The sequence below is a fragment of the Streptomyces sp. NPDC005898 genome (genome assembly GCF_040629635.1).
Lineage (GTDB): Bacteria > Actinomycetota > Actinomycetes > Streptomycetales > Streptomycetaceae > Streptomyces.
This window is the reverse complement of record NZ_JBEXWC010000007.1, coordinates 125,631-147,549: the sequence shown is the minus strand read 5'-3', so window position 1 is coordinate 147,549 and position 21,919 is coordinate 125,631. Positions and strand designations below refer to the sequence as shown.

The 21,919-nt window shown below is 72.4% G+C and carries 17 protein-coding genes; 11 read left to right on the top strand and 6 right to left on the bottom strand.

Annotation, left to right across the window (positions count from 1 at the left end; genetic code table 11):
• Window positions 1-17: 17 nt before the first annotated feature.
• Window positions 18-2,102 carry a YhgE/Pip domain-containing protein gene (locus tag ABZ385_RS12515; RefSeq protein ID WP_358911258.1) on the bottom strand — a complete coding sequence of 695 codons (2,085 nt, stop codon included), beginning with the start codon at window positions 2,100-2,102 and terminating at the stop codon, window positions 18-20.
• Window positions 2,074-2,868 (bottom strand): ATP-binding cassette domain-containing protein, encoded by a 795-nt coding sequence (locus ABZ385_RS12510; RefSeq protein ID WP_358584173.1) that lies wholly within the window; start codon window positions 2,866-2,868, stop codon window positions 2,074-2,076. The genes ABZ385_RS12515 and ABZ385_RS12510 overlap by 29 nt, the downstream gene beginning before the upstream one ends.
• Before the next feature lie 163 nt (window positions 2,869-3,031).
• On the opposite strand from ABZ385_RS12510, the gene ABZ385_RS12505 reads away from it, so the two are divergent.
• The 3 genes from ABZ385_RS12505 to ABZ385_RS12495 all read left to right on the top strand — a co-directional run bounded on the left by ABZ385_RS12505 (window position 3,032) and on the right by ABZ385_RS12495 (window position 5,196).
• Window positions 3,032-3,580, top strand: a complete 549-nt coding sequence (locus tag ABZ385_RS12505) for an SAV_6107 family HEPN domain-containing protein (RefSeq protein WP_358911257.1) — start codon at window positions 3,032-3,034, stop codon at window positions 3,578-3,580.
• Between the two features lie 97 nt (window positions 3,581-3,677).
• Complete coding sequence (locus ABZ385_RS12500) at window positions 3,678-4,514, top strand: methyltransferase (RefSeq protein WP_358590677.1); 837 nt, start codon at window positions 3,678-3,680, stop codon at window positions 4,512-4,514.
• Between the two features lie 271 nt (window positions 4,515-4,785).
• Complete coding sequence (locus tag ABZ385_RS12495; RefSeq protein WP_358911255.1) at window positions 4,786-5,196, top strand: DUF3040 domain-containing protein; 411 nt, start codon at window positions 4,786-4,788, stop codon at window positions 5,194-5,196.
• Between the two features lie 136 nt (window positions 5,197-5,332).
• Here ABZ385_RS12495 and ABZ385_RS12490 read toward each other — a convergent pair whose 3' ends face one another.
• From ABZ385_RS12490 to ABZ385_RS12475, 4 genes are all read right to left on the bottom strand, one after another.
• Window positions 5,333-7,786 carry a DUF3488 and transglutaminase-like domain-containing protein gene (locus ABZ385_RS12490; RefSeq protein ID WP_358911253.1) on the bottom strand — a complete coding sequence of 818 codons (2,454 nt, stop codon included), beginning with the start codon at window positions 7,784-7,786 and terminating at the stop codon, window positions 5,333-5,335.
• Window positions 7,783-9,141 (bottom strand): DUF58 domain-containing protein, encoded by a 1,359-nt coding sequence (locus ABZ385_RS12485; RefSeq protein ID WP_358911251.1) that lies wholly within the window; start codon window positions 9,139-9,141, stop codon window positions 7,783-7,785. The genes ABZ385_RS12490 and ABZ385_RS12485 overlap by 4 nt, the downstream gene beginning before the upstream one ends.
• Entirely contained in the window at window positions 9,141-10,163 is a 1,023-nt protein-coding gene (locus ABZ385_RS12480; protein WP_358584301.1) for a MoxR family ATPase, read from the bottom strand. Before ABZ385_RS12480 ends, ABZ385_RS12485 begins: the two co-directional genes overlap by 1 nt.
• Window positions 10,164-10,383: 220 nt before the next feature.
• Window positions 10,384-10,941: a carbonic anhydrase gene (locus tag ABZ385_RS12475; RefSeq protein ID WP_358584300.1), complete on the bottom strand. Its 558-nt coding sequence runs from the start codon at window positions 10,939-10,941 to the stop codon at window positions 10,384-10,386.
• Window positions 10,942-11,360: 419 nt separating this feature from the next.
• Between ABZ385_RS12475 and rsmH the strand changes: the two genes are divergently transcribed.
• From rsmH to ftsW, 8 genes are all read left to right on the top strand, one after another.
• The gene (gene rsmH / locus ABZ385_RS12470; protein WP_358584299.1) at window positions 11,361-12,320 is read left to right on the top strand and encodes a 16S rRNA (cytosine(1402)-N(4))-methyltransferase RsmH; all 960 of its coding nucleotides are present in this window, start codon (window positions 11,361-11,363) and stop codon (window positions 12,318-12,320) included.
• Between the two features lie 64 nt (window positions 12,321-12,384).
• Window positions 12,385-13,011 carry a hypothetical protein gene (locus tag ABZ385_RS12465; RefSeq protein WP_358911249.1) on the top strand — a complete coding sequence of 209 codons (627 nt, stop codon included), beginning with the start codon at window positions 12,385-12,387 and terminating at the stop codon, window positions 13,009-13,011.
• Window positions 13,012-13,017: 6 nt separating this feature from the next.
• On the top strand, window positions 13,018-14,961 hold the full coding sequence (locus ABZ385_RS12460; RefSeq protein ID WP_358911247.1) for a penicillin-binding protein 2: 1,944 nt from the start codon (window positions 13,018-13,020) through the stop codon (window positions 14,959-14,961).
• A 25-nt stretch (window positions 14,962-14,986) separates the two neighbouring features.
• Complete coding sequence (locus tag ABZ385_RS12455) at window positions 14,987-16,654, top strand: UDP-N-acetylmuramoyl-L-alanyl-D-glutamate--2,6-diaminopimelate ligase (RefSeq protein WP_358911245.1); 1,668 nt, start codon at window positions 14,987-14,989, stop codon at window positions 16,652-16,654.
• A gap of 4 nt (window positions 16,655-16,658) precedes the next feature.
• Window positions 16,659-18,074 (top strand): UDP-N-acetylmuramoyl-tripeptide--D-alanyl-D-alanine ligase, encoded by a 1,416-nt coding sequence (murF, locus tag ABZ385_RS12450; protein ID WP_358911243.1) that lies wholly within the window; start codon window positions 16,659-16,661, stop codon window positions 18,072-18,074.
• Window positions 18,071-19,141 carry a phospho-N-acetylmuramoyl-pentapeptide-transferase gene (gene mraY, locus ABZ385_RS12445; RefSeq protein ID WP_358584294.1) on the top strand — a complete coding sequence of 357 codons (1,071 nt, stop codon included), beginning with the start codon at window positions 18,071-18,073 and terminating at the stop codon, window positions 19,139-19,141. The genes murF and mraY overlap by 4 nt, the downstream gene beginning before the upstream one ends.
• Window positions 19,123-20,562: a UDP-N-acetylmuramoyl-L-alanine--D-glutamate ligase gene (murD, locus tag ABZ385_RS12440; protein WP_358584293.1), complete on the top strand. Its 1,440-nt coding sequence runs from the start codon at window positions 19,123-19,125 to the stop codon at window positions 20,560-20,562. Before mraY ends, murD begins: the two co-directional genes overlap by 19 nt.
• A 61-nt stretch (window positions 20,563-20,623) precedes the next feature.
• Window positions 20,624-21,919, top strand: a complete 1,296-nt coding sequence (ftsW, locus tag ABZ385_RS12435) for a putative lipid II flippase FtsW (protein ID WP_358584304.1) — start codon at window positions 20,624-20,626, stop codon at window positions 21,917-21,919.

Here is a 21,919-nt window from a genome sequence, read left to right as displayed (position 1 = left end):
ACCCGTCCTCGATGCGCTCACAGGCTCAGCTCCGGGTGCAGCCGCTCCAGGGTCCACACCTGCTTGCGGTGCGCGGAGCGCGCGGTGAGCGCCAACGCGCCCAGCGTGAAGGCGGCCAGGACCGCGCACGCCTGCCAGACGGGCCCGAGGCCGCCGCCGGTGATCAGCCTGCGCAGCGCGTCGACGACATGGCTCATCGGCAGGAAGGGGTGGATCGCCCCGAAGAAGCCGGGGCTCGTCTGCACGGGATAGGTGCCGCCCGCCGACGTCAGCTGGAGCATGAGCGCGGCCAGGACGAGGATGCGCCCGGCCGCCCCGAAGCGGGCGTTGAGCCACTGCACGATGGCCGCGAAGCACGCCGTGGTCAGGCACAGGAAGCCGATGGTGCCGGCCGCCCTGGCCATCTGGAGGCCGAGCCCCCAGTGCAGGACCGACATGAGGGCCACCACCTGGAGCACTCCGAGGGCCACCACGGGCAGCCAGCCGGCCAGCGCGATGCGCCACGCGGACGCGCCCGCGGCGAGCGCGCGCCGGTTGAGCGGCGCGATCAGCATGTACGCCACCATCGCGCCCACCCACAGGGACAGCGGGATGAAGTACGGCGCGAAACCCGTGCCGTAGTTGGGCGCCTTGTGCAGCGACCGCGAGGCGAGCTGCACCGGGTCGGCCATGACGTCGGTGCGGGCGTCGCGGTCCTTCTTGCCGTAGTCGGGGATCTTCTTGACGCCGTCGTGCAGCCCGCCGGACAGCTTCGCCGAGCCGTCGGCGAGCTTGAACATGCCGCCCTTGAGGTCGCTCGCGCCCGTCTCCAGCTTGCCGATGCCCGTGTCGAGGTCGCTGGCGCCCGTCTTGGCGGTGCCGAGGCCGGTGTGCAGCTTCTTGGCGCCGTCGGCGACCTTGCCGGCGCCCCTGTCCAGTTCGTTGATCTGGGTGACGGCCTTGTCCAGGTCCTCGTCGAGGTGCGGGGCGCGGTCGGCGAGGGCCTGCGACTTCTTCTGGAGGGTGGCCAGGTGCTTGTCGAGCCGCTTGGCGTCGCCGCGCTGGTCCTTGATCACGGTGTTCATGTCGTCCGCGATGGTGGAGACGTTCTCGGCGGCCTCCTTGGCCTCCTTGAACTTGGGGCAACCGGGATCGGGCACCGCTGCGTTCTCGCAGTGCTTCGCATAGAAGTCGCCGATGATCCTGGAGCCCTCCTTGGCGCCCTTGGCGGCCCCGGGGGCGAGCTTGACCCAGTCGTCCAGGTCGCGGCGCATCGCCTTGGATGTGTCGGCGACCAACTGGGCGGTGTCCCCGATGGTCTTGCCGTTGTCCTTCAGGAAGGGCCGCACCTTGTCCGCGGTGCCGTTGACCTTGCCGGCGAGCCGGTGGGTGCCGTCCGCGACCTGCCGCGCGCCGCTCTTCAGGTCGCCCGCGCCCTTGTGGAGCTTCTTGACGCCCGAGGCCAGCGCGGCGCTGCCCTCCTTGGCGTCCCCGAGCCCCTTCGCGAGGTCCGTGGAGCCCTTCTTGGCCTTGCCGATGCCGCCGTCGAGCCTGTCCGCGCCCTCCGCGGCCTGCTGCGTCTTGTCGTGGATGTCGGAGAACGAGATGAAGATCTTGTCGAGGAAGGAGCGCGAGGCCTTGGTCGACGCGGCCCTGCGCACCTCGGAGAAGACCGTCCGCGAGATCTGCCCGACGATGTAGTTGTTCGCGTCGTTCGTACGCACCCGCAGGGCGCCCGTCTCCGGGGAATCCCCGGAACTGGACGCGATGCGCTCGCTGAAGTCCGAGGGCATGGTCAGCGACAGGTAGTACCTCCCGTCCTCGACGCCCTCGCGAGCCTCGGCGTCGGTGACCTCGTGCCACTCGAAGGTCTTGCTGTCGTGCAGCTTGTGCACGATGGAGTCGCCCGCCCGGAGCTTCTTGCCCTGCGCGGTGGCCCCCTCGTCCTCGTTGACGAGCGCGACGGGTATGCGGTCGAGACGCCCGTACGGGTCCCAGAAGGAGCACAGGTACAACGCGCCGTACAGCAGGGGGAGCAGCAGGAGCGCGACGAGCGCGGCCCGTGGCAGCTTTCCCCTGCCGAAGCGCCTCAGTTCAAGCGAGGCCAGTTTGGGCGAGCGCATCCGCCGTCTCCTTGTCGTCGTCGCCACCGTGCTGTTCCCGCTCGGTGTCCGGCACCGGTCGGGCGCCGGTGCGCACCACGACCGCGCCCTCGGGCGCCTCGCTGCACACCGCCACGACGGTCGTGCCGCTCTCCGTGAGGGACCTCAACAGGTCCCAGGCCTCGCCGCGTTCGGCATCCGAGAGCTTCAGGTCGGTGTCGTCGACCCCGAGCAGCCGCGGCCGGCCGATCAGCGCGAGGGCCACGGACAGGCGCAGGGCCTCGAGCCGCTCCAGATCGCGTACGGAGGTCCTGCGCCCCTTGGGCAGCGACTCCAGGTCGAGCCCCGCGGCGGCCAGCGCGGCGGTCACGCGCAGCCGCGTCTCCTCGCGCCGCTCGGCACGCGGCCGCAAGAGGCCCCGCAGCGGACCGCCGAACCGCCGCTCAAGGAGCGCCCGTTCGTGCAGATGCTCGGCGACGGTCAGCGCCGGGTCGAGATCGGTGACCCCGGGCACGGGTCCCAGGGCGCTGATCCGACGCACGGAGGCCAGCTGTTCGGGCAGGCGGAAGCCCGCCACGCGTGCGTGGCCCTCGGTCGCGCGCATACGTCCCGTCAGAGCGAGCAGGAGGCAGGTGCGGCCCGAGCCGGACGGGCCCTCCAGAGCGATCAGCGATCCGGGCCCGGCGTCGATGTCGATGCCGTGGAACGCCCAGCCGCGCGGGCCCTTGAGCCCGAACCCCTCGGCGGCGACGGCGACTCCACGAGCGGCCTCGGTCGAACCGTCCACAATCCCCCCTGACAACCCGGTTTTTGAACTGACCAGTCAGTACAAAAGTAGGCCCGAACCCCCATTCGACGCAAAGGTCCAGGTCAGAGCCGATTGTCAGTGGCGTGGCCCACGATGGGCACATACGGCCACAGTGCCGTCACACGACGACAGGAGGTTCGTCATGGCCAGCACTTCCGCGGCAGCAGCACACCGGCACAGCGCCATGCGCCCCGCACCCGCGCTGAACGGCCCGGCGAGCGACGTCCACCCCGTCCTGCGCCGCGCGACCGCCCCGCCCGCCGCCCTCCAACTCCTCGCCCAGGCCCGCGCCGGAATCGACGAGGCCGCCCGCCTGGACGCCCCGAACGAGCGCTATGCCACCGCCCACCTGGCCGCCCTGCGCACCGCGGCCGCCGTCCTCGCCGCCCGCGGCAGGCCGGAGGCGACCCCGCGCCGCAGGCAGCGCATCCGCAGCGCCTGGGAGGTCCTGCCCGAGATCGCGCCCGAACTGACCGAGTGGAGCGCTCTGTTCGCCTCCGGCGCCGCCCGCCGGGCCCGCGCCGAGGCGGGCATCCGGGGGGCCGCCACCGGCCGTGACGCCGACGACCTCGTGCGGGACGTGGCGATGTTCCTGCGCCTGGTCGAGCGGATGCTGGTCCTCCAGCCCGTCCTGCCCCAGCCGAGGCCCGAGCCCGTGGAGGCGGGAGAGGAGCGGCCGAACGCGGGCTGACCGGCGGCTCGTCGCCCGGGACGGGTGGGCGGGGCACCGGGCGGCAGGCAATAGGGTGGGGACGATCGCCCACCCACGCGCCGAGGAGTCAACTGCCGTGTCGGACCCGATGCGCCCGCCCGTCTCCCCCCACCGCCCCCAAGCGGCGTCGCTGCGCTCCGACTCCCCCCGCCCGCGCGCTTCCTTGCGTACCGCCGTGGTCTGGGACGTCCTCAAGGACGCCCTGGACCGCCGCACCGAGGCCGTCGGCCGCCAGTCGCGCACCCGGCTGGACGTGCTCGACACCGGGGGCGGCAGCGGCAACTTCGCGGTGCCCGTGGCCGGCCTCGGCCACCGTGTCACGGTCGTGGACCCCAGCCCCAACGCCCTGTTCGCGCTGGAGCGCCGGGCCGCCGAGGCCGGTGTCGCCGAGCGCGTGCGCGGGGTCCAGGGCGATGTCCTCGGCCTCTTCGACGTGGTCGAGCGCGGCGGCTTCGACGCCGTCCTGTGCCACGGCGTCCTGGAGTACGTGGACGACCCGGCCGAGGGCGTGCGCCTCGCCGTCGACGCGCTGCGCCCCGCCGGTGTGCTCAGCCTCCTCGGCGCCGGCCTCGGCGGCGCCGTGCTCGCGCGGGCCCTCGCCGGGCACTTCAAGGAGGCGCGGACCGCGCTCACCGACCCGGCGGGCCGCTGGGGCGCGGGCGACCCCGTGCCGCGCCGCTTCACCGCCGAGCAGCTCACCGAGCTGGTCGAGGCCGCCGGTGTGCGCGTCGACGCGGTGCACGGCGTGCGGGTCTTCGCCGACCTCGTCCCCGGCGTCCTGGTGGACACCGAGCCGGGTGCCATGGAGGCCCTCCTGGAGCTGGAGGCCGCCGCCGCCGAGCTGCCCGCCTTCCACTCCGTGGCCACCCAGCTCCACGTCCTGGGGCAGGCGCGCGGTACGGACCAGCCCTGAGGGACCCCGCCGCGCCGCTGATCAGCGGCGCGGCGGCACATGGAGTACGCCACAGGCCCCCCGAACGGGTGACCGGCGCCGTATGATCGAGGGACACCGTCCCGCATGACGGTTCGGCCGCCGGGGAATGCACGCTTCAGCGAGCCGGAGCGATGTGTTGGCCCGGTTTGGCGAAGTTGGCGCAGAGGGGCGGGTTTCACGGGGGCGATTCCCTGCCTATCCTGAAGGGGACCCCCGGTCGCCCCGGCGACTGCACGATGAGGAGGACTCCGTGCCGCTCTCGGAGCACGAGCAGCGCATGCTCGAGCAGATGGAGCGAGCGCTGTACGCCGAAGATCCCAAGTTCGCGACAGCGCTTGAGGGAAGCGGGCTGCGCACGTACACCCGGAAGCGGGTCTACCAAGCGGTCGTCGGCTTCCTGGTGGGCATCGCCCTTCTCATGGCCGGAATGGTCGCCCAGCAGATCTGGATCAGCGTGGTGGGATTCCTCGTCATGCTGGGCTGCGCTGTGCTCGCCGTCACCGGTTGGCGCAAGGCTCCGAAGCCGGGCGAGCAGCCCTCGGGCGCGGCCGCGCAGGGTGGAGCGCAGGCTCATCGGCAGACCAGGCAGCGCCGTTCCGTCATGGACCGCATCGAGCAGCGGTGGCAGCGCCGCCGCGACGAACAGCAGGGTGGTCACTGAGCTCGGCCCCGCGAGGCCGCCACACCAGACCGTGACCATGTGAGGGGTGACCGCCCACGGCGGCCACCCCTCACACGTATGCCCCTCTCCTGCGTGTGCCCCTCTCACCCGTGTGCCCGCCAGGGCCGGCGGCGCCTCATCCCTGACGCGGAGCCCGCCGCGGCAGCCTGCGGGTCAGGGCCGCCCACCGCTCGGCGGCCCGCTCGCTCCAACGGGTGCCGAACGCCGTCCAGCGCCCGGAGAGCGCCCACACCACCCGGGCGGCCGAACGCGGCGCGAGTGTCGCCCGCAGCCGGGCCGGCCGGCTCGCCGAGGCCCGCAGCCCCGCGCGCACCCGCCGCACGTCGTCGAGCAGCCCGGCCGGCGGCGGCTGCGGAGTGGGCGCGTAGAGCACCTGCTCCACGGCGGTCGCCACCCGGTGGAGGGCCTGTGCCGGGTCGGGGGACAGCTGCCCGACGCGGATGATCCGCTCGGCGGCCCTGCGGGGCGTCTGCGACTCGTCCGGCTCGATGCCGAGGTCCCACGCCGTGTCGGTCACCTCCAGCCAGGCGCCCAGGGTCCGGGGCGCGGCGACCGCGGGCGTGAGGGCCGCGCCGCCCTCGACGACACCGGCCGGGCCCAGTCGCACCGTCTGCACCCGGGTCCGCCACAGCAGGGGCAGCAGCGGCAGCGTGAGCAGGAGCAGCGCGGCGAGGGCCACCAGGACGATCGTCCCGACGGGCGGGCCGTCGCCGCCCGAACCGGCGGCGACCTGCGGCGCGGCACTCGCGCACCCGCCCTGCTTGCGCACCTCGGGCGGGCAGCTGTCGGACGCCGAGGGCGCGGCGGACGGCTCGGAGGTACGGGACGGCTCCGGGGTGTCCGCGTCGCTCGTGTCACCGGAAGGGGTGTCCGAGCGGGTGTAGTCGGGCACCGAACCGCGGTTGGGCGTCGGCTCGAAACGGGTCCAGCCCACGCCCTCGAAGTACAGCTCGGGCCAGGCGTGCGCGTCCCGCAGCCCGACCGACATCGTGCCGTCGGCCTGCGCGGACCCCGGCGTGAAGCCCACCGCGACCCGGGCCGGTATGCCGAGCGTGCGCGCCATGGAGGCCATCGCGAAGGAGAAGTGGACGCAGAAGCCCTCCTTCTGCCTCAGGAACTTCTCGATCGCCGACGGGCCGCTGCCCGCCTTGACCTGCGTGTTGTACGTGAATCCGCCGTCCGAGGCGAAGTAGTCCTGGAGCTTGACCGCCTGCTCGTAGGGGTTCGTGGAGCCCTTGGTGACCCGGCGGGCGGTATCCGCGACCATGGCGGGCAGCGAGTCCGGGACCTTGGTGAACTCCCGCCGCAGGTTCGCCGGGGGCGAGGAGGCGTTGGCCAGCTGGGCGGCCGTGGGCTCCACGACCAGGCTCCTGACCTCGTAGTCGACGCCGCGCGTGGTCTGCCCGCGGTCGCCGACCAGAGCGCGGCCCACCGGTTCGAACCGCCACCGGCCGCCGATGTCCACCTGGCTGGCGGGGAACGGCATGGGCAGCCAGTTCTGCGCGTAGCCGTCGGCGGCCGAGATCTTCGTGCGGATCTTGGTCCTGCGGACGTCGGGGAACAGCCCCTGGGGATCGGGCAGCGGCGAGGGCACGTCCTCGATGCCCCGGACGGTGGTCTTCCAGGTGGTGCCGTCGAACTGGTCGAGCGAGACGATCCGCAGATACAGCTCCTCGCCCTGCTCGGCGTTCGTGCGGTACGACAGGACCTCCCGGTCCTCCGGCTGGTTCAGGCTGTCCTGGAGCGCGACCAGGGGGTTCACGGCGGAGATCGTCCCGCCGCCGCCCGTGCCGTTGCCGCCCGGACCCCCGGTGCCGCCCAGGAGGCCGCCGTCCAGGCCCGGCAGCGCGAGCGGCACCACCAGGGCGACGCCCAGCGCGAGAGCGCCGATGCGCCGCCCGGTGCGCACGGGCGCACTCGCCCCGCCACGCGTCTCCAGCCCCCCCGAGACCCGTCCCGGAGAGCGCGGGGCGCCGCCGCCGAACACCCGGCCCCACTGGGAGAGCCGGTCCCGCCCCTCGGCCAGGAGCAGCAGCAGATAGCCGCAGGCGGCGAACAGGAACCACAGCCATCCGGCGCCGCTCCCGGAGAGCCCCGCCGCGACCGAGTACAGGGCGAGCAGTGGCAGCCCTGCCGGGGCCGCCGTGCGGTAGGTCACCGCGAGCGCGTCCACCGCGAGGCCTATCACCAGGACCCCGCCCACCAGCATCAGCCGGATGCCGTCGCTGAGCGGCGCCGGGATCGCGTACCGCCCGACGTCGGCGCCGCCCGCTTCCAGGAGCACGCCGAAGCGGCGGAACGCCTCGGGCCCGGGCACTATCCCCGCGAGCGCCTGCTCGCGGGCGAAGACCAGGGTGAGCAGCAGCAGCGTCACCAGCGCCTGCACGGCCACGGTCAGCGGCCTGGCAAGCGGCGCCCGCCGGGCCAGCGCGCCCACCCCGCTCTGCAGGGCGAGCAGGAGCACCGCCTGCAGGAACCACGTCGCCGGATCGACGAGCGGCAGCAGCGCGCTCGACGCCAGCACCGTGGCCGCGGTGGCGCACAGCGCGAGCCGCGCGCGTCCACTCATGACCATCCCCCCACTGTCGTACCCCCGTGCGATCCGGCGGCGCGGGTGTGGTCCGCCTGCCGCCACAGGTCAGCCAGGCTCGCCCCCGGGGGCACCGGCAGCGCCGTCCAGCCCGCCTCGCGCAGCATCCGCACCCGCGCCTCACCGGCGCCGGAGGGCACACCGCCGGGGCCCCGCGCCCAGGCCGCGCCGTCCAGGACGAAGGCGACCGCGGCGCCGCTGCGGCGGCGCATCTTGGCGACCACCGCCGCCTGTTCCTCGTCGAGGTCGCCGAGGAAGGCGACGAGCAGGCCCTCGTTGCCGCCGCGCAGCACGTCGTACGCGCGGGAGAGCCCGGCCCCGTCGGAGTGGTCGACGACCGCGAGGGTGTCCATCATCAGGCCGGCCGCGTCCGCCGACTCCTGGCTCGCGCCCGCGAAGCCGTCGGAGCCCTCGCCCGGCACGGAGGTGCCGGTGTCGGTCAGCAGCCGTACCGAGAAGCCCCTCTCCAGCATGTGCACCAGGGCGGAGGCCGTGCCGGACACCGCCCACTCGAAGGCCGAGTCGGGCCCCGCGCCCCGGAAGCCGGCGCCCCGGGTGTCCAGCAGCACCGTGCAGCGGGCGCGCTGCGGCTGCTCCTCGCGGCGGACCATCAGCTCGCCGTAGCGCGCGGTGGAGCGCCAGTGCACCCGGCGCAGGTCGTCGCCGTGGCGGTAGCCGCGCGGGATGACGTCGTCCTCGCCGGCGAGCGCCGGCGAGCGGTTGCGCCCCTCGCCGTACCCCTTGGCCTCGCCGGTGAGCCGCACCGGGGGCAGTGCCTCCACGCGCGGGATGACGGTGAGGGTGTCGTACGTCGAGAAGGAGCGGGTCAGCTCGCACATGCCGAAGGGGTCCGTCAGGCGCAGTTGCAGCGGCCCCAGCGGATAACGCCCGCGCAGGTCGGAGCGGACGCGGTAGGACACCTCGCGGCGTCCGCCCGCCTCGATGCGGTCGAGCACGAACCGCGGCCGGGGGCCGAGGACGTAGGGCACCCGGTCCTGGAGCATCAGCAGTCCGGTGGGCAGCCGGGTGACGTTGTCCATCCGCAGGTGCACCCGGGCCTCACAACCGGCGGGCACGCGCGCGGGGGAGAGCCTGCGGCTGCTCGCCACGCGGTGGCGGGTGCGGAAGAGGACCAGGGCGCAGACCAGCGGCAGCACGGCGAGCAGCAGCCCGACGCGCAGCAGGTCGGCCTGGCCGAGGACGTAGGCGCAGATGGCGGCGGCGACCCCGGCCGCCAGGAAGGAGCGTCCGCGGGTGGTCAGGCCCGCGAGAGCCGTGCGCAGCCCGGCGCTGTCGCCTTGCGCGGGCCCCGCCGGCATCCCCCCGGCCGTCATCAGAGCCCCCGGGTGCCGGGCGGCCGCTGGTCGAAGAAGGCGCCGGCGCCCGGTGGGGCGGCGGCGGGGACGGGCGTGTGCTGGAGGATCTCCAGGATGACCGATTCGGCGGTGCGGCGGTTCAGCTGGGCCTGCGCGGTGGGCAGCAGGCGGTGCGCGAGGACCGCGACGGCCAGGGCCTGCACGTCGTCCGGCAGGGCGAACTCCCGGCCGCTGAGCGCGGCGGAGGCCTTGGCGGCGCGCACCAGGTGCAGCGTGGCGCGCGGGGAGGCGCCGAGTCTGAGGTCCGGGTGGCTGCGGGTGGCGGCGACGAGGTCCACGGCGTACCGCCGCACGGACTCGGCCACGTGGACCGTGCGGACCGCGTCGATGAGCTTCACGATGTCGTGCGCGTGCGCCACCGGCTGGAGGTCGTCCAGGGGCGAGACGCCGCCGTGCACGTCGAGCATCCGCAGCTCGGCCTCCGGGCCCGGATAGCCGATCGAGACCCGCGCCATGAAACGGTCGCGCTGCGCCTCGGGCAGGGGGTAGGTCCCCTCCATCTCCACGGGGTTCTGGGTGGCCACCACCATGAAGGGGCTGGGCAGTTCGTAGGTCTGCCCGTCGATGGTGACCTGGCGCTCCTCCATGGACTCCAGGAGCGCGGACTGCGTCTTGGGGGAGGCGCGGTTGATCTCGTCGCCGATCACGATCTGGGCGAAGATCGCGCCGGGTTTGAACTCGAAGTCCCGGCGCTGCTGGTCGAAGATCGACACCCCGGTGATGTCCGAGGGCAGCAGGTCGGGCGTGAACTGGATGCGCCGCACCGAGCAGTCGACGGAGCGCGCGAGCGCCTTGGCGAGCATGGTCTTGCCCACGCCCGGCACGTCCTCGATGAGCAGGTGCCCCTCGGCGAGGAGCACCGTCAGCGAAAGCCGTACGACCTCCGGCTTGCCTTCGATCACACCCTCCACCGACCTGCGGACGCGCTCCGCTGTGGTGGTCAGGTCTGTGAGGCTCGCTCGATCGTCATAGGTCGTCACCCGGCCCTCCTCGGCCCTTCCCCGAAGCTCTTGGGGAGCAGGGGATACCCCGTGTCCGGGCCGCCGCTCACGCGCGCGACCCGGTCCACACGAATTCACCGACACCACGCCTGAACGGTCGGTGTGGTGTCACCCCGCATTGTTGTTGGGTGTAGCGGGTCGTGTCACTCGCCTGTGGATAACTGGCGACGCTTTGGGGGGTCTCAGGGACTTTTGTCCGTCACGCAGGGTCGATTTCCCTCAGCAGACCCGTGGTCACGTCGAACACGAAGCCGCGGACGTCGCCGGTGTGCAGCAGGAACGGGGAGGTCCGCACGCGCTGCATCGACTGGCGTACGTCCTGGTCGACGTCGCGGAAGGACTCCACCGCCCAGGTCGGCCGCTGCCCGACCTCGGTCTCCAGGTCCTGGCGGAACTCCTCGGTGAGGGACTCCAGGCCGCAGCCGGTGTGGTGGATGAGGACCACGCTGCGGGTGCCCAGCGCCCGCTGGCTGATGGTCAGGGAGCGGATGACGTCGTCGGTGACCACACCGCCCGCGTTGCGGATGGTGTGGCAGTCGCCCAGCTCCAGACCGAGCGCGTCGTGCAGGTCGAGGCGCGCGTCCATGCAGGCGACGACGGCCACGCGCAGCACGGGGCGGGCGTCCATGCCGGGGTCGGTGAAGCCGGCGGCGTAGCGCACGTTCGCCTCCACCAGACGGTCGGTGACCGCGTCGGCGGCCAGGTCACCGTTCGGCGCTGTGGGGGTGGGGCCGGAAGGGGATGCGGAAGTCGACATGGCTATGACGTTAGTGCTCACTGATCGTCTTGGCCCGTCGCGAGAAGGGACAAAAAATGTCAAAGACTCTTGTTGTGAGGTACCCCACAGGGGCTTGCCGCGCCCCGTCCGAACGGGTGACCCGCGCCCTCTCCCCGCTCTCCCCGGACCGGTCCGCGACGCGCAGGCCGGTTGATTGACCGGGCGACACGGTGGACTAAAGTGACGCGAAGCGGGAGACGTGACCTGCTCCCCGCTGGACCGCACATCCCGGAGATTCCCTGAATCCCCACGTGCGCGGCGCGTACGTACGGCTCGGCCTCCTCCCGCTCCCGGTCGGCTGACGCCACTTTCCCGGCGCCGGCGGACCATTCCCCTTCACGGAGCGGGCGGGGACCCGGCAGTGCGTACGAACGCCGCGCCGGACCTGAGAGGGCCCCTTGACCGACAACAGCCGACACGTCCCGGTGATGCTCCAGCGGTGCCTGGACATGTTGGCCCCCGCCCTCGCCGAGCCGGGAGCGGTCGTCGTCGACTGCACCCTCGGCCTCGGCGGTCACAGCGAGGCGCTCCTCGCCACCTTCCCCGCGGCCCGCCTCATCGCCCTGGACCGCGACAAGGAGGCGCTGCGCCTGTCCGGCGAGCGGCTCGCCCCCTACGGCGAGCGGGCCACCCTGGTGCACGCGGTCTACGACGAGCTGCCCGAGGTGCTCGACCGCCTGGACGTCCGGCGCGTCCAGGGCGTCCTGTTCGACCTCGGGGTCTCCTCCATGCAACTGGACGAGGCCGACCGGGGGTTCGCGTACGCCCAGGACGCCCCCCTGGACATGCGCATGGACCAGACGACCGGCATCAGCGCGGCCGAGGTCCTCAACACCTACGCGCCCGGCGAACTGGTGCGGATCCTGCGCGCGTACGGCGAGGAGAAGCAGGCCAAGCGCATCGTGAGCGCCATCGTGCGCGAGCGCGACAAGGAGCCGTTCAGCAACAGCGCGCGGCTCGTCGAACTGATCCGCGATTCCCTGCCGCAGGCCGCCAAGCGCACCGGCGGCAACCCCGCCAAGCGCACCTTCCAGGCCCTGCGCATCGAGGTCAACGGCGAACTGAGCGTCCTGGAACGGGCCGTGCCCGCGGCCGTCAAGGCGCTGGCGGTCGGCGGCCGGATCGCCGTCCTGTCGTACCACTCCCTCGAAGACCGCCTGGTCAAGCAGGTGTTCGCGGCCGGTGCGGCGAACACGGCCCCGCCCGGCCTGCCCGTCGTCCCCGAGCGCTACCAGCCGCGGCTCAAGCTCCTGACCCGGGGCGCCGAACTGCCCACCGAGGAGGAGATCGCCGAGAACCGCAGGGCGGCCCCGGCCCGGCTGCGCGGCGCGGAGCGCATCCGCGAGGACGTCGGCTGACGCCCGGCCCCGCCGCACGGCCCCTGAGCCCGAGTTTGCCGAGCCGAGTCCGCGAGGAGGCTTTATGAGCAAGAAGAAGCCCGAGCTGCGGGGGAGAGCCGCCCGCCTCGCGCGACTGCTGCCGCAGAGCTCCAACCAGGCGGCCCGCACCCCCTTCGTCCTGCTGGTCGTCCTGCTCCTCGGCGGCGGCCTGATCACGCTGCTCATCCTGAACTCCTCGCTCAACGAAGGCTCGTTCCAGGTGAGCGAGCTGAAGAAGGAGACGAAGGACCTCACCGAGGAGGAGCAGCAGCTCCAGCGCGACGTGGACGGCTTCGCGGCCCCCGACGCCCTCCAGCGGCGCGCCGCCGAACTCGGCCTGGTCCCCGGCGGCGACCCGGCCTTCCTGAACCTCGACGGGACCGTGCGCGGAGTGCCCGGCGCCGCCGCCGGGCCCGCGCCGCGCCCCCAGGAAGCGGCGCCCCCGGCGCTCACCGTCCCGGCCCCCGTCCGGCCCTCCGCACCGGCCTCCGCAAGCGCCTCGGCCTCGGCGTCGGCCGCCGCGCCCACGCCCACGGCCTCCGGACCCGCGCGCGCGGAGCCCCCGGCCCGGCTCACGACTCCTCGGCCCCTTACTGTCCGACCCACGACTGTCCGGCCCACGACCCCCCGGCCCGCGATGCCCGGCCCCCCGACGACCTCCGGCAGGTGACGTTAAGTGTCCGACAGGGAACCCCCGCGGCGCCGGGTGCCAGGGCCCGCTCGGCCCGCCCGCCCCGCCGCGCCCCGCCGCCCGGCCCCCGCGGGGCGCCCCGCCGCCCGCCGCCCCGCGCCGAAGGCCAGGCCCCGCACGATCCGCCTGGGCAGCCCCCGCCCGCGCCTTCGCATGGTCAGCCTGGGCCTGACGCTGGTGATGCTGGCCTTCGTCGTACGCCTGCTCCAGGTGCAGGCCGTGGACGCCAGTGTGTACGCGGCCAAGGCCGAGAAGAACCGCTACTTCACGCACACCCTGGCCGCCGAGCGCGGGCGCATCACCGATCGCGGCGGCGTGGAACTGGCCGCCAGCGTGGACGCGTACGACATCACGGCGGACCCCACCCTGTTCACGCCGAAGGAGACCAAGACCAAGGACGCGCCCGAGCAGGCGGCCGCGCTCCTCGCGCCCATCCTCGGCAAGGACGCCACCGCGCTGGCCAAGCAGCTCAAGACTCCTCGCACGCGCTACGTCCTGCTCGCCACGCGCCAGACCCCCCAGGTCTGGAAGCAGATCAAGGACCTGCGCGGCGCGCTCGCCGAGAAGGCCGGCACCGACCCGAACTCGCCCAACGTCCTGGCCGGCGTCCTCGCCGACCCGAGCAGCAAGCGCGTCTATCCGAACCACGACCTGGCCGCCGGGATACTGGGCTGGGTCAACTCCGACGGCGAGGGCGGCGGCGGCCTGGAACGGCAGCTCGACAAGCAGCTGGCGGGCGAGGACGGCAAGATCCGCTACGCCCAGTCCGGTGGTCGGCGCGTGCCGACCGCGGGTTCCACGGAGACGCCCGCCGTGCCCGGCTCCGACATCGAACTCACCATCGACCGCGACATCCAGTGGGCCGCGCAGAACGCCATCACCGAGCAGGTCCGGAAGTCCGCGGCCGACCGCGGCTACGTGATAGTGCAGGACAGCAGGACCGGCGAGGTCCTCGCGATGGCCAACGCCCCGGGCTTTGACCCCAACGACCTCTCGAAGGCCAGCGGCACGGCGCTCGGCAACGCCGCGCTCCAGGACGCCTTCGAGCCCGGCTCCACCGCCAAGGTCATGTCGATGGCGGCGGTTCTGGAAGAGAACGTGGCCACGCCGGGCACCCATGTGACGGTGCCCAACCGGCTGCACCGCGGCGACCGCCTCTTCCAGGACGACATCGACCACCCCACCTGGCAGCTGACCCTCAACGGCGTGCTCGCCAAGTCCTCGAACATCGGCACCATCCTCGCCACCGGGGAACTGGGCAAGACGCAGCGCGAGGCCAACAAGGTCCTCTACTCCTACCTGCGCAAGTTCGGCCTCGGCAAGGAGAGCGGGCTCGGCTTCCCCGGCGAGACGTCCGGAATCCTCGCGCCCCCCGAGAAGTGGTCCACCTCGCAGCAGTTCACGATCCCCTTCGGCCAGGGCGTGTCGATCAACGCCATGCAGGCGGCCTCGGTGTACTCGACCATCGCCAACGGCGGCGTACGCGTCGAGCCCACCCTGGTGCGCGGCACGAAGGGCCCCGACGGCCGCTTCACCCCCGCCCCGAAGCCCAGGAAGACGCGGGTGGTGAGCGACAAGACGGCCCGGACCCTCGCGCAGATGCTCGAATCCGTCGTCGACGACGAGGAGGGCACCGGCACCAAGGCCCGCATCCCCGGCTACCGGGTGGCGGGCAAGACCGGTACGGCCAACCGGGTCGATCCGGCGACCGGCCGCTACAAGGGCTACACCTCCTCCTTCGCCGGTTTCGCCCCCGCCGACAAGCCGCGCGTCACCGTCTACTGCGCGATCCAGAACGCCACCAAGGGCAGCTACTTCGGCGGCCAGATCTGCGGCCCCATCTACAAGGAAGTCATGGAGTTCGCCCTCAAGACGCTCCAAGTCCCGCCGACGGGAAGCGGTCCCGCCCGCCTCCCCGTCACCTTCTAGCCCTGAGACCCACCAGGAACCGCCCGTGACAACGATCACCCCCGGCCCCGGGAACCACCCGCCGCCACGCCCCTCACTTCGCTCCGAGAGGGGTACGCCCGGTACGCTCACCGCCGTGCCACACGCTGATCAGTCCCAAACCACCCAGAAGGGCGCTCCCGTGACCTACCCGGGACCGCCGCGGCCGGAACAGGTCGCCGCGGCCTCACTGACGGACCTGGCGGGCCAGCTGGGCGTCGCCGTCGAAGCGGCCGGGGACACCGGCGGCACACAGATCACGGGCATCACGCACGACTCGCGCGCGGTCCGCCCCGGTGACATCTACGCCGCGCTGCCCGGTGCCCGCATGCACGGCGCCGACTTCGTCGCCCAGGCCGCCGACCTCGGCGCCGCCGCGATCCTGACCGACCCGACCGGCGCCGAGCGCGCGGCCACGACCGGCCTGCCGGTCCTGGTCGTCGACAGCCCGCGCGACCGGATGGGTGAGCTGGCCGCGACGGTCTACGGCCATCCCGGCCGCGATCTGCTCCAGATCGGCATCACCGGCACGTCCGGCAAGACCACGACCGCCTACCTCGTCGAGGGCGGACTCAAGGGGCTGCGCGCGACCGGCCTGATCGGCACGGTCGAGATGCGCATCGGCGAGACCCGCATCAAGTCGGAGCGCACCACCCCCGAAGCCACCGACCTCCAGGCCCTGTTCGCGGTGATGCGCGAACGCGGCGTCGAGGCGGTCGCCATGGAGGTCTCCAGTCACGCCCTGGTGCTCGGACGGGTGGACGGCTGCGTCTTCGACGTCGCCGTCTTCAACAACCTCAGCCCGGAGCACATGGAGTTCCACTCCGGCATGGAGGACTACTTCCAGGCCAAGGCGCAGCTGTTCACCAAGCGGCGCTCGCGGCTCGGCGTGGTCAACTTCGACGACGAGTACGGGCGCCGCCTCGTCACCGAGTCCGAGGTGCCGGTCGTCACCTTCTCCGCCGAGGGGCACCCGGACGCCGACTGGCGCGCCGAGGACGTCGAGGTCGGCCCGCTCGACTCCACGTTCGTCGCCGTCGGCCCCAAGGGCGAGCGCGTCACCGCGAAGTCGCCGCTGGCCGGCCCGTTCAACGTCGCCAACACCCTCGCCGCGATCGTCTCGCTGGCGGTCGCCGGGATCGACCCGCAGCGGGCCGCCGACGGCATCGCCGCGGTGCCGGGCGTGCCGGGCCGCCTGGAGCGTGTCGACGCGGGCCAGCCCTACCTCGCCGTCGTGGACTACGCGCACAAGACGGACGCCGTCGAGTCGGTGCTGCGCGCGCTGCGCAAGGTCACCGAGGGCAAGCTCCACATCGTGCTCGGCTGCGGCGGCGACCGGGACAAGACCAAGCGGATGCCGATGGGCGCGGCCGCGGCCCGCCTCGCCGACACCGCCGTACTGACTTCGGACAACCCCCGTGGCGAGGACCCCCTCGCGATCCTCGCCACGATGCTCGCCGGCGCCGCCGAGGTGCCGGCCCACGAGCGCGGCGACGTCGCCGTCTTCGAGGACCGCGCCGCCGCCATCCGCGCGGCCGTCGTCCGCGCGCGACCGGGCGACACCGTCCTGGTCGCGGGCAAGGGACACGAGCAGGGGCAGGACATCGCCGGGGTGGTGCGTCCCTTCGACGACCGCCAGGTGCTTCGCGAAGCTATCCAGCAAACCCAGGGATGAAGTTGTGATCGCCCTCTCCCTCGCCGAGATCGCCAGCGTCGTCGGCGGGCAGACGTACGACATACCGGATCCGGCCGTCCAGGTCACCGGACCCGTCGTCCGGGACTCCCGTGAAGTGGAGCCCGGCAGCCTCTTCGTCGCCTTCGTCGGCGAGCGCGTCGACGGCCACGACTACGCGGCCGACGTGGTCGCCGCGGGCGCCGTCGCCGTACTCGCCTCGCGGCCGGTCGGCGTGCCCGCCGTGGTCGTCGACGACGTGCAGGCGGCGCTCGGCGCCCTCGCACGCCACGTCGTGGAGCGGCTCGGCGCCACCTTGGTCGCGCTGACCGGCTCGGTCGGCAAGACCAGCTCCAAGGACCTGCTCGCGCAGGTGCTGCGGCGCAAGGCACCCACGGTCTTCACGCCCGGCTCCCTCAACAACGAGATCGGCCTGCCGCTGACCGCGCTCAGCGCCACGGACGAGACGCGCTTCCTCGTCCTGGAGATGGGAGCGCGCGGAATCGGCCATATTCGCTACCTCACCGAGCTCACACCGCCGAAGATCGGCCTCGTCCTGAACGTCGGCACCGCCCACATCGGCGAGTTCGGCGGCCGGGCGCAGATCGCGCAGGCAAAGGGCGAGTTGGTGGAGGCGCTGCCCGCGGAAGGCGCCGCGATCCTCAACGCCGACGACCCGCTCGTACGCGCCATGGCCTCGCGCACGAAAGCGCGCGTGCTGCTCTTCGGAGAGGCCGAGGACGCCGACGTACGTGCCGAGAATGTCCGGCTCACCACGATCGGGCAGCCCGCTTTTACGCTGCACACACCCTCCGGGTGCGGCGAAGTGACCTTGCGGCTGTACGGTGAGCACCACGTGTCGAACGCGCTTGCCGCGGCCGCCGTCGCCCATGAGCTGGGCATGTCCGTCGACGAGATCGCCCTCGCGCTCTCCGAGGCGGGCACGCTGTCCCGCTGGCGTATGGAGGTCACCGAGCGCCCGGACGGTGTGACGGTCGTCAACGACGCCTACAACGCGAACCCCGAGTCCATGCGAGCCGCCCTGCGCGCGCTCGCGGCGATCGGCAAGGGGCGCCGTACGTGGGCGGTGCTCGGTCAGATGGCCGAGCTCGGGGACGAGGGTCTCGCCGAGCACGACGCGGTCGGACGCCTTGCCGTCCGGCTCAACGTGAGCAAGCTCGTGGCAGTCGGGGGCAGGGAAGCGTCCTGGCTCCAACTGGGCGCATACAACGAGGGTTCGTGGGGTGAGGAGTCGGTGCACGTGTCCGACGCACAGGCGGCGATCGACCTGCTGCGCAGCGAGCTGCGCCCGGGAGACGTCGTGCTGGTGAAGGCGTCCAGGTCGGTCGGTCTGGAGCGGGTCGCCTCGGCGCTGCTCGAAGACGCCGCGGTGGCTTCCGAGGGGCAGGTCTCCGGCCGATGAGGCAGATCCTCTTCGCGGGTGTGATCGGGCTCTTCTTGACCCTGGTCGGCACTCCTCTGCTGATCAAGCTCCTGGCCCGCAAGGGCTATGGCCAGTTCATCCGGGACGACGGCCCGCGCGAGCACCACAGCAAGCGCGGTACGCCGACCATGGGTGGTATCGCCTTCATCCTGGCCACGCTCATCGCCTACTTCCTCACGAAGATCATCACGGGTACGGAGACCACGCTCTCCGGCCTGCTGGTGCTCTTCCTGATGGCGGGCATGGGCCTCGTCGGCTTCCTCGACGACTACATCAAGATCGTCAAGCAGCGTTCGCTCGGCCTGCGGGCCAAGGCGAAGATGGCCGGCCAGCTGATCGTCGGCATCGGCTTCGCCGTGCTCGCGCTGAACTGGCCGGACAACCGCAACCAGACCCCGGCCTCCACCAAGCTGTCGTTCGTCACGGACTTCGGCTGGTCGATCGGCCCGGTCCTGTTCGTGGTCTGGGCGCTGTTCATGATCCTCGCGATGTCGAACGGCGTGAACCTCACCGACGGCCTGGACGGCCTCGCCACCGGCGCCTCGGTGATGGTCTTCGGCGCCTACACCTTCATCGGTGTCTGGCAGTACCAGGAGTCCTGCGCCAACGCGACGACGCTGACCAACCCCCAGGCGTGCTTCGAGGTCAGGGACCCGCTCGACCTCGCGGTCGTGGCCTCCGCGCTGATGGGCGCCTGCTTCGGCTTCCTGTGGTGGAACACCTCGCCCGCCAAGATCTTCATGGGCGACACCGGTTCGCTCGCCCTCGGCGGCGCGCTCGCGGGCCTCGCGATCTGCTCCCGCACGGAGCTGCTCCTCGCGCTGCTCGGCGGCCTCTTCGTGATGATCACCATGTCGGTCGTCATCCAGGTCGGCTCCTTCAAGATGACCGGCAAGCGGGTCTTCCGCATGGCGCCACTCCAGCACCACTTCGAACTCAAGGGGTGGTCCGAGGTCCTTGTGGTGGTCCGCTTCTGGATCATCCAGGGCATGTGCGTGATCGTCGGCCTCGGTCTCTTCTACGCGGGATGGGCAGCCGAAAAGTGACCACCGCCTCCGACTGGCAGGGCAAGCACATCACCGTCGCCGGTCTCGGCGTGAGTGGCATCAGCGCCGCCCGCGCCCTGGCCGGCCTCGGCGCGCGGGTCACCGTCGTGGACGGCGGCTCGGGAGCGGCGCACGAGGAGCGCGCCGCCCCGCTGCGGGCCGAGGGCGTCTTTGTACGCCTGGGCGACGCCGAGACGCTGCCCGAGGGCACCGACCTCGTGGTCACCTCGCCCGGCTGGAAGCCGTCCTCGCCGCTGTTCGCGGCGGCCGCCGAGGCGGGCGTGGACGTCGTCGGGGACGTGGAGGTCGCCTGGCGGCTGCGCGGCCCGGGCGCGGCCCCCTGGCTCGCCGTCACGGGCACCAACGGCAAGACCACGACGACGCGGATGCTCGCCTCGATCCTGACCGCGGGCGGCCTGCGCACCGCCGCCGTCGGCAACATCGGCACCCCCATCGTGGACGTGATCCAGGAGGGCGACGACGCCTACGACGTGCTCGCCGTCGAGCTGTCCTCCTACCAGCTGCACTGGGCGCCCTCCGTGCGCGCCCACTCCGCGGTGGTCCTCAACCTCGCGCCCGACCACCTCGACTGGCACGGCTCCATGGAGGCGTACGCCGCCGACAAGGGCCGCGTCTACGAGGGCAACCGCGTCGCCTGCGTCTACAACGTCTCCGACCAGGCCACCGAGGACCTGGTCCGCGGCGCCGACGTCGAAGAGGGCTGCCGGGCCATCGGTTTCACGCTGAACGCGCCCGCGCCCTCGCAACTGGGCGTCGTGGACGGCATCCTGGTCGACCGTGCGTTCGTGCCGGACCGCCACAAGCAGGCGCAGGAGCTCGCGGAGATCTCCGACGTCGAGCCGCCCGCCCCGCACAACATCGCCAACGCGCTGGCGGCGGCGGCCCTCGCCCGTGCCTTCGGCGTCCAGGCGACGGCCGTACGCGAGGGCCTGCGGGCCTTCCGCCCGGACGCCCACCGCGTGGAGCACGTCGCCGACGTCGCCGAGGTCGCCTACGTCGACGACTCCAAGGCCACCAACACCCACGCGGCACAGGCGTCGTTGGCGGCCTACGAGTCGGTCGTGTGGATCGCGGGCGGCCTCGCCAAGGGCGCCACCTTCGACGAACTCGTCGCCGGGGCGGCCGAGCGGCTGCGCGGGGTCGTGCTGATCGGGGCCGACCGCGCGCTGATCCGCGAAGCGCTGGCGCGACACGCCCCCGAGGTCCCGGTGGTCGACCTCGACCGGACCGACACTGGGGCGATGTCCGAGGCGGTACGCCGGGCGGCACAGCTGGCCCGGCCGGGGGACACCGTACTGCTGGCCCCGTCCTGTGCGTCGATGGACATGTTCACCAACTACAACGAGCGTGGTGAAGCGTTCGCGGACGCCGTCCGCGAACTCGGCTCCACGCGCGCCTGACCGGGCCGCGCCCGGCCGGCGCCGGGCACACCCTTGGGAGGGGAACGTGGCCAGGTCTTCCGTGAGGGTCGCCAGACGACCGGTTCCGGTACGCCCCGAAGGCGCCTGTCACCCCCCGGGCGAGAGCGGGCTCCGGCGACTCTTCCACCGGGTCCGCCGGGCCTGGGACCGTCCACTCACGGCGTATTACCTGATCTTCGGCAGCAGCCTGCTGATCACCGTGCTCGGCCTGGTGATGGTCTACTCCGCGTCGATGATCCAGGCGCTCCAGCTCGACCTGCCCGCCTCGTACTTCTTCCGCAAGCAGTTCGTCGCCGCCGTACTGGGCGCGATCCTGCTGCTGCTCGCGATGCGGATGCCCGTCAAACTCCACCGGGCACTGGCCTATCCGATGCTCGCCGTGACCGTTTTCCTGATGGTCCTGGTGCAGATCCCGGGGATAGGGCGCAGCGTCAACGGCAACCAGAACTGGATCTACCTGGGCGGCCCCTTCCAGCTCCAGCCCAGTGAGTTCGGCAAGCTCGCCCTGGTGCTCTGGGGCGCCGACCTGCTCGCGCGCAAGCACGACAAGCGGCTGCTGACCCAGTGGAAGCACATGCTGGTGCCGCTCGTGCCGGTCGCCTTCATGCTGCTCGGGCTCATCATGCTCGGCGGTGACATGGGCACCGCGATCATTCTCACCGCGATCCTTTTCGGCCTGTTGTGGCTCGCGGGCGCGCCCACCCGGCTGTTCGCCGGCGTGCTCGGCGTCGCCGCCCTGCTCGGTGTGATCCTCATCAAGACGAGCCCCAACCGCATGGCGCGGCTCGCCTGCATCGGCGCCACCGACCCGGGCCCCGGCGACCAGTGCTGGCAGGCCGTGCACGGCATCTACGCCCTGGCCTCCGGCGGATTCTTCGGTTCCGGCCTCGGCGCGAGTGTGGAAAAATGGGGTCAACTTCCTGAACCCCACACCGACTTCATCTTCGCCATCACCGGGGAGGAACTCGGTCTTGCGGGGACACTGTCGGTGCTCGCCCTGTTCGCGGCTCTAGGCTATGCGGGTATCCGCGTGGCCGGACGCACGGAGGACCCCTTCGTGAGGTATGCCGCGGGAGGCGTGACCACCTGGATCACGGCGCAGGCCGTGATCAATGTCGGTGCGGTGCTCGGTCTGCTGCCGATCGCCGGTGTCCCGCTCCCGCTGTTCTCCTACGGGGGTTCGGCCCTGCTGCCGACCATGTTCGCCATCGGGCTCCTCATCGCCTTCGCGCGATCGGACCCCGCTGCGAAGGCGGCCCTGGCCATGCGGCAACCTCGGGTGAGATGGAACACGATGCGACGGCGCGTCAAGGCGCGTTCGTCCGGAGAGCGGTGA

Bases quoted from the DNA above. Each gene is read 5' to 3' on its own strand.
- ABZ385_RS12485 (WP_358911251.1), bottom strand. From the start codon at position 9,141: ATGACGGCCGGGGGGATGCCGGCGGGGCCCGCGCAAGGCGACAGCGCC.
- ABZ385_RS12515 (WP_358911258.1), bottom strand. From the start codon at position 2,102: ATGCGCTCGCCCAAACTGGCCTCGCTTGAACTGAGGCGCTTCGGCAGG.
- ABZ385_RS12490 (WP_358911253.1), bottom strand. From the start codon at position 7,786: ATGAGTGGACGCGCGCGGCTCGCGCTGTGCGCCACCGCGGCCACGGTG.
- murD (WP_358584293.1), top strand. From the start codon at position 19,123: ATGGGCAGCCGAAAAGTGACCACCGCCTCCGACTGGCAGGGCAAGCAC.
- ABZ385_RS12505 (WP_358911257.1), top strand. From the start codon at position 3,032: ATGGCCAGCACTTCCGCGGCAGCAGCACACCGGCACAGCGCCATGCGC.
- ABZ385_RS12475 (WP_358584300.1), bottom strand. From the start codon at position 10,941: ATGTCGACTTCCGCATCCCCTTCCGGCCCCACCCCCACAGCGCCGAAC.
- mraY (WP_358584294.1), top strand. From the start codon at position 18,071: ATGAGGCAGATCCTCTTCGCGGGTGTGATCGGGCTCTTCTTGACCCTG.
- ABZ385_RS12465 (WP_358911249.1), top strand. From the start codon at position 12,385: ATGAGCAAGAAGAAGCCCGAGCTGCGGGGGAGAGCCGCCCGCCTCGCG.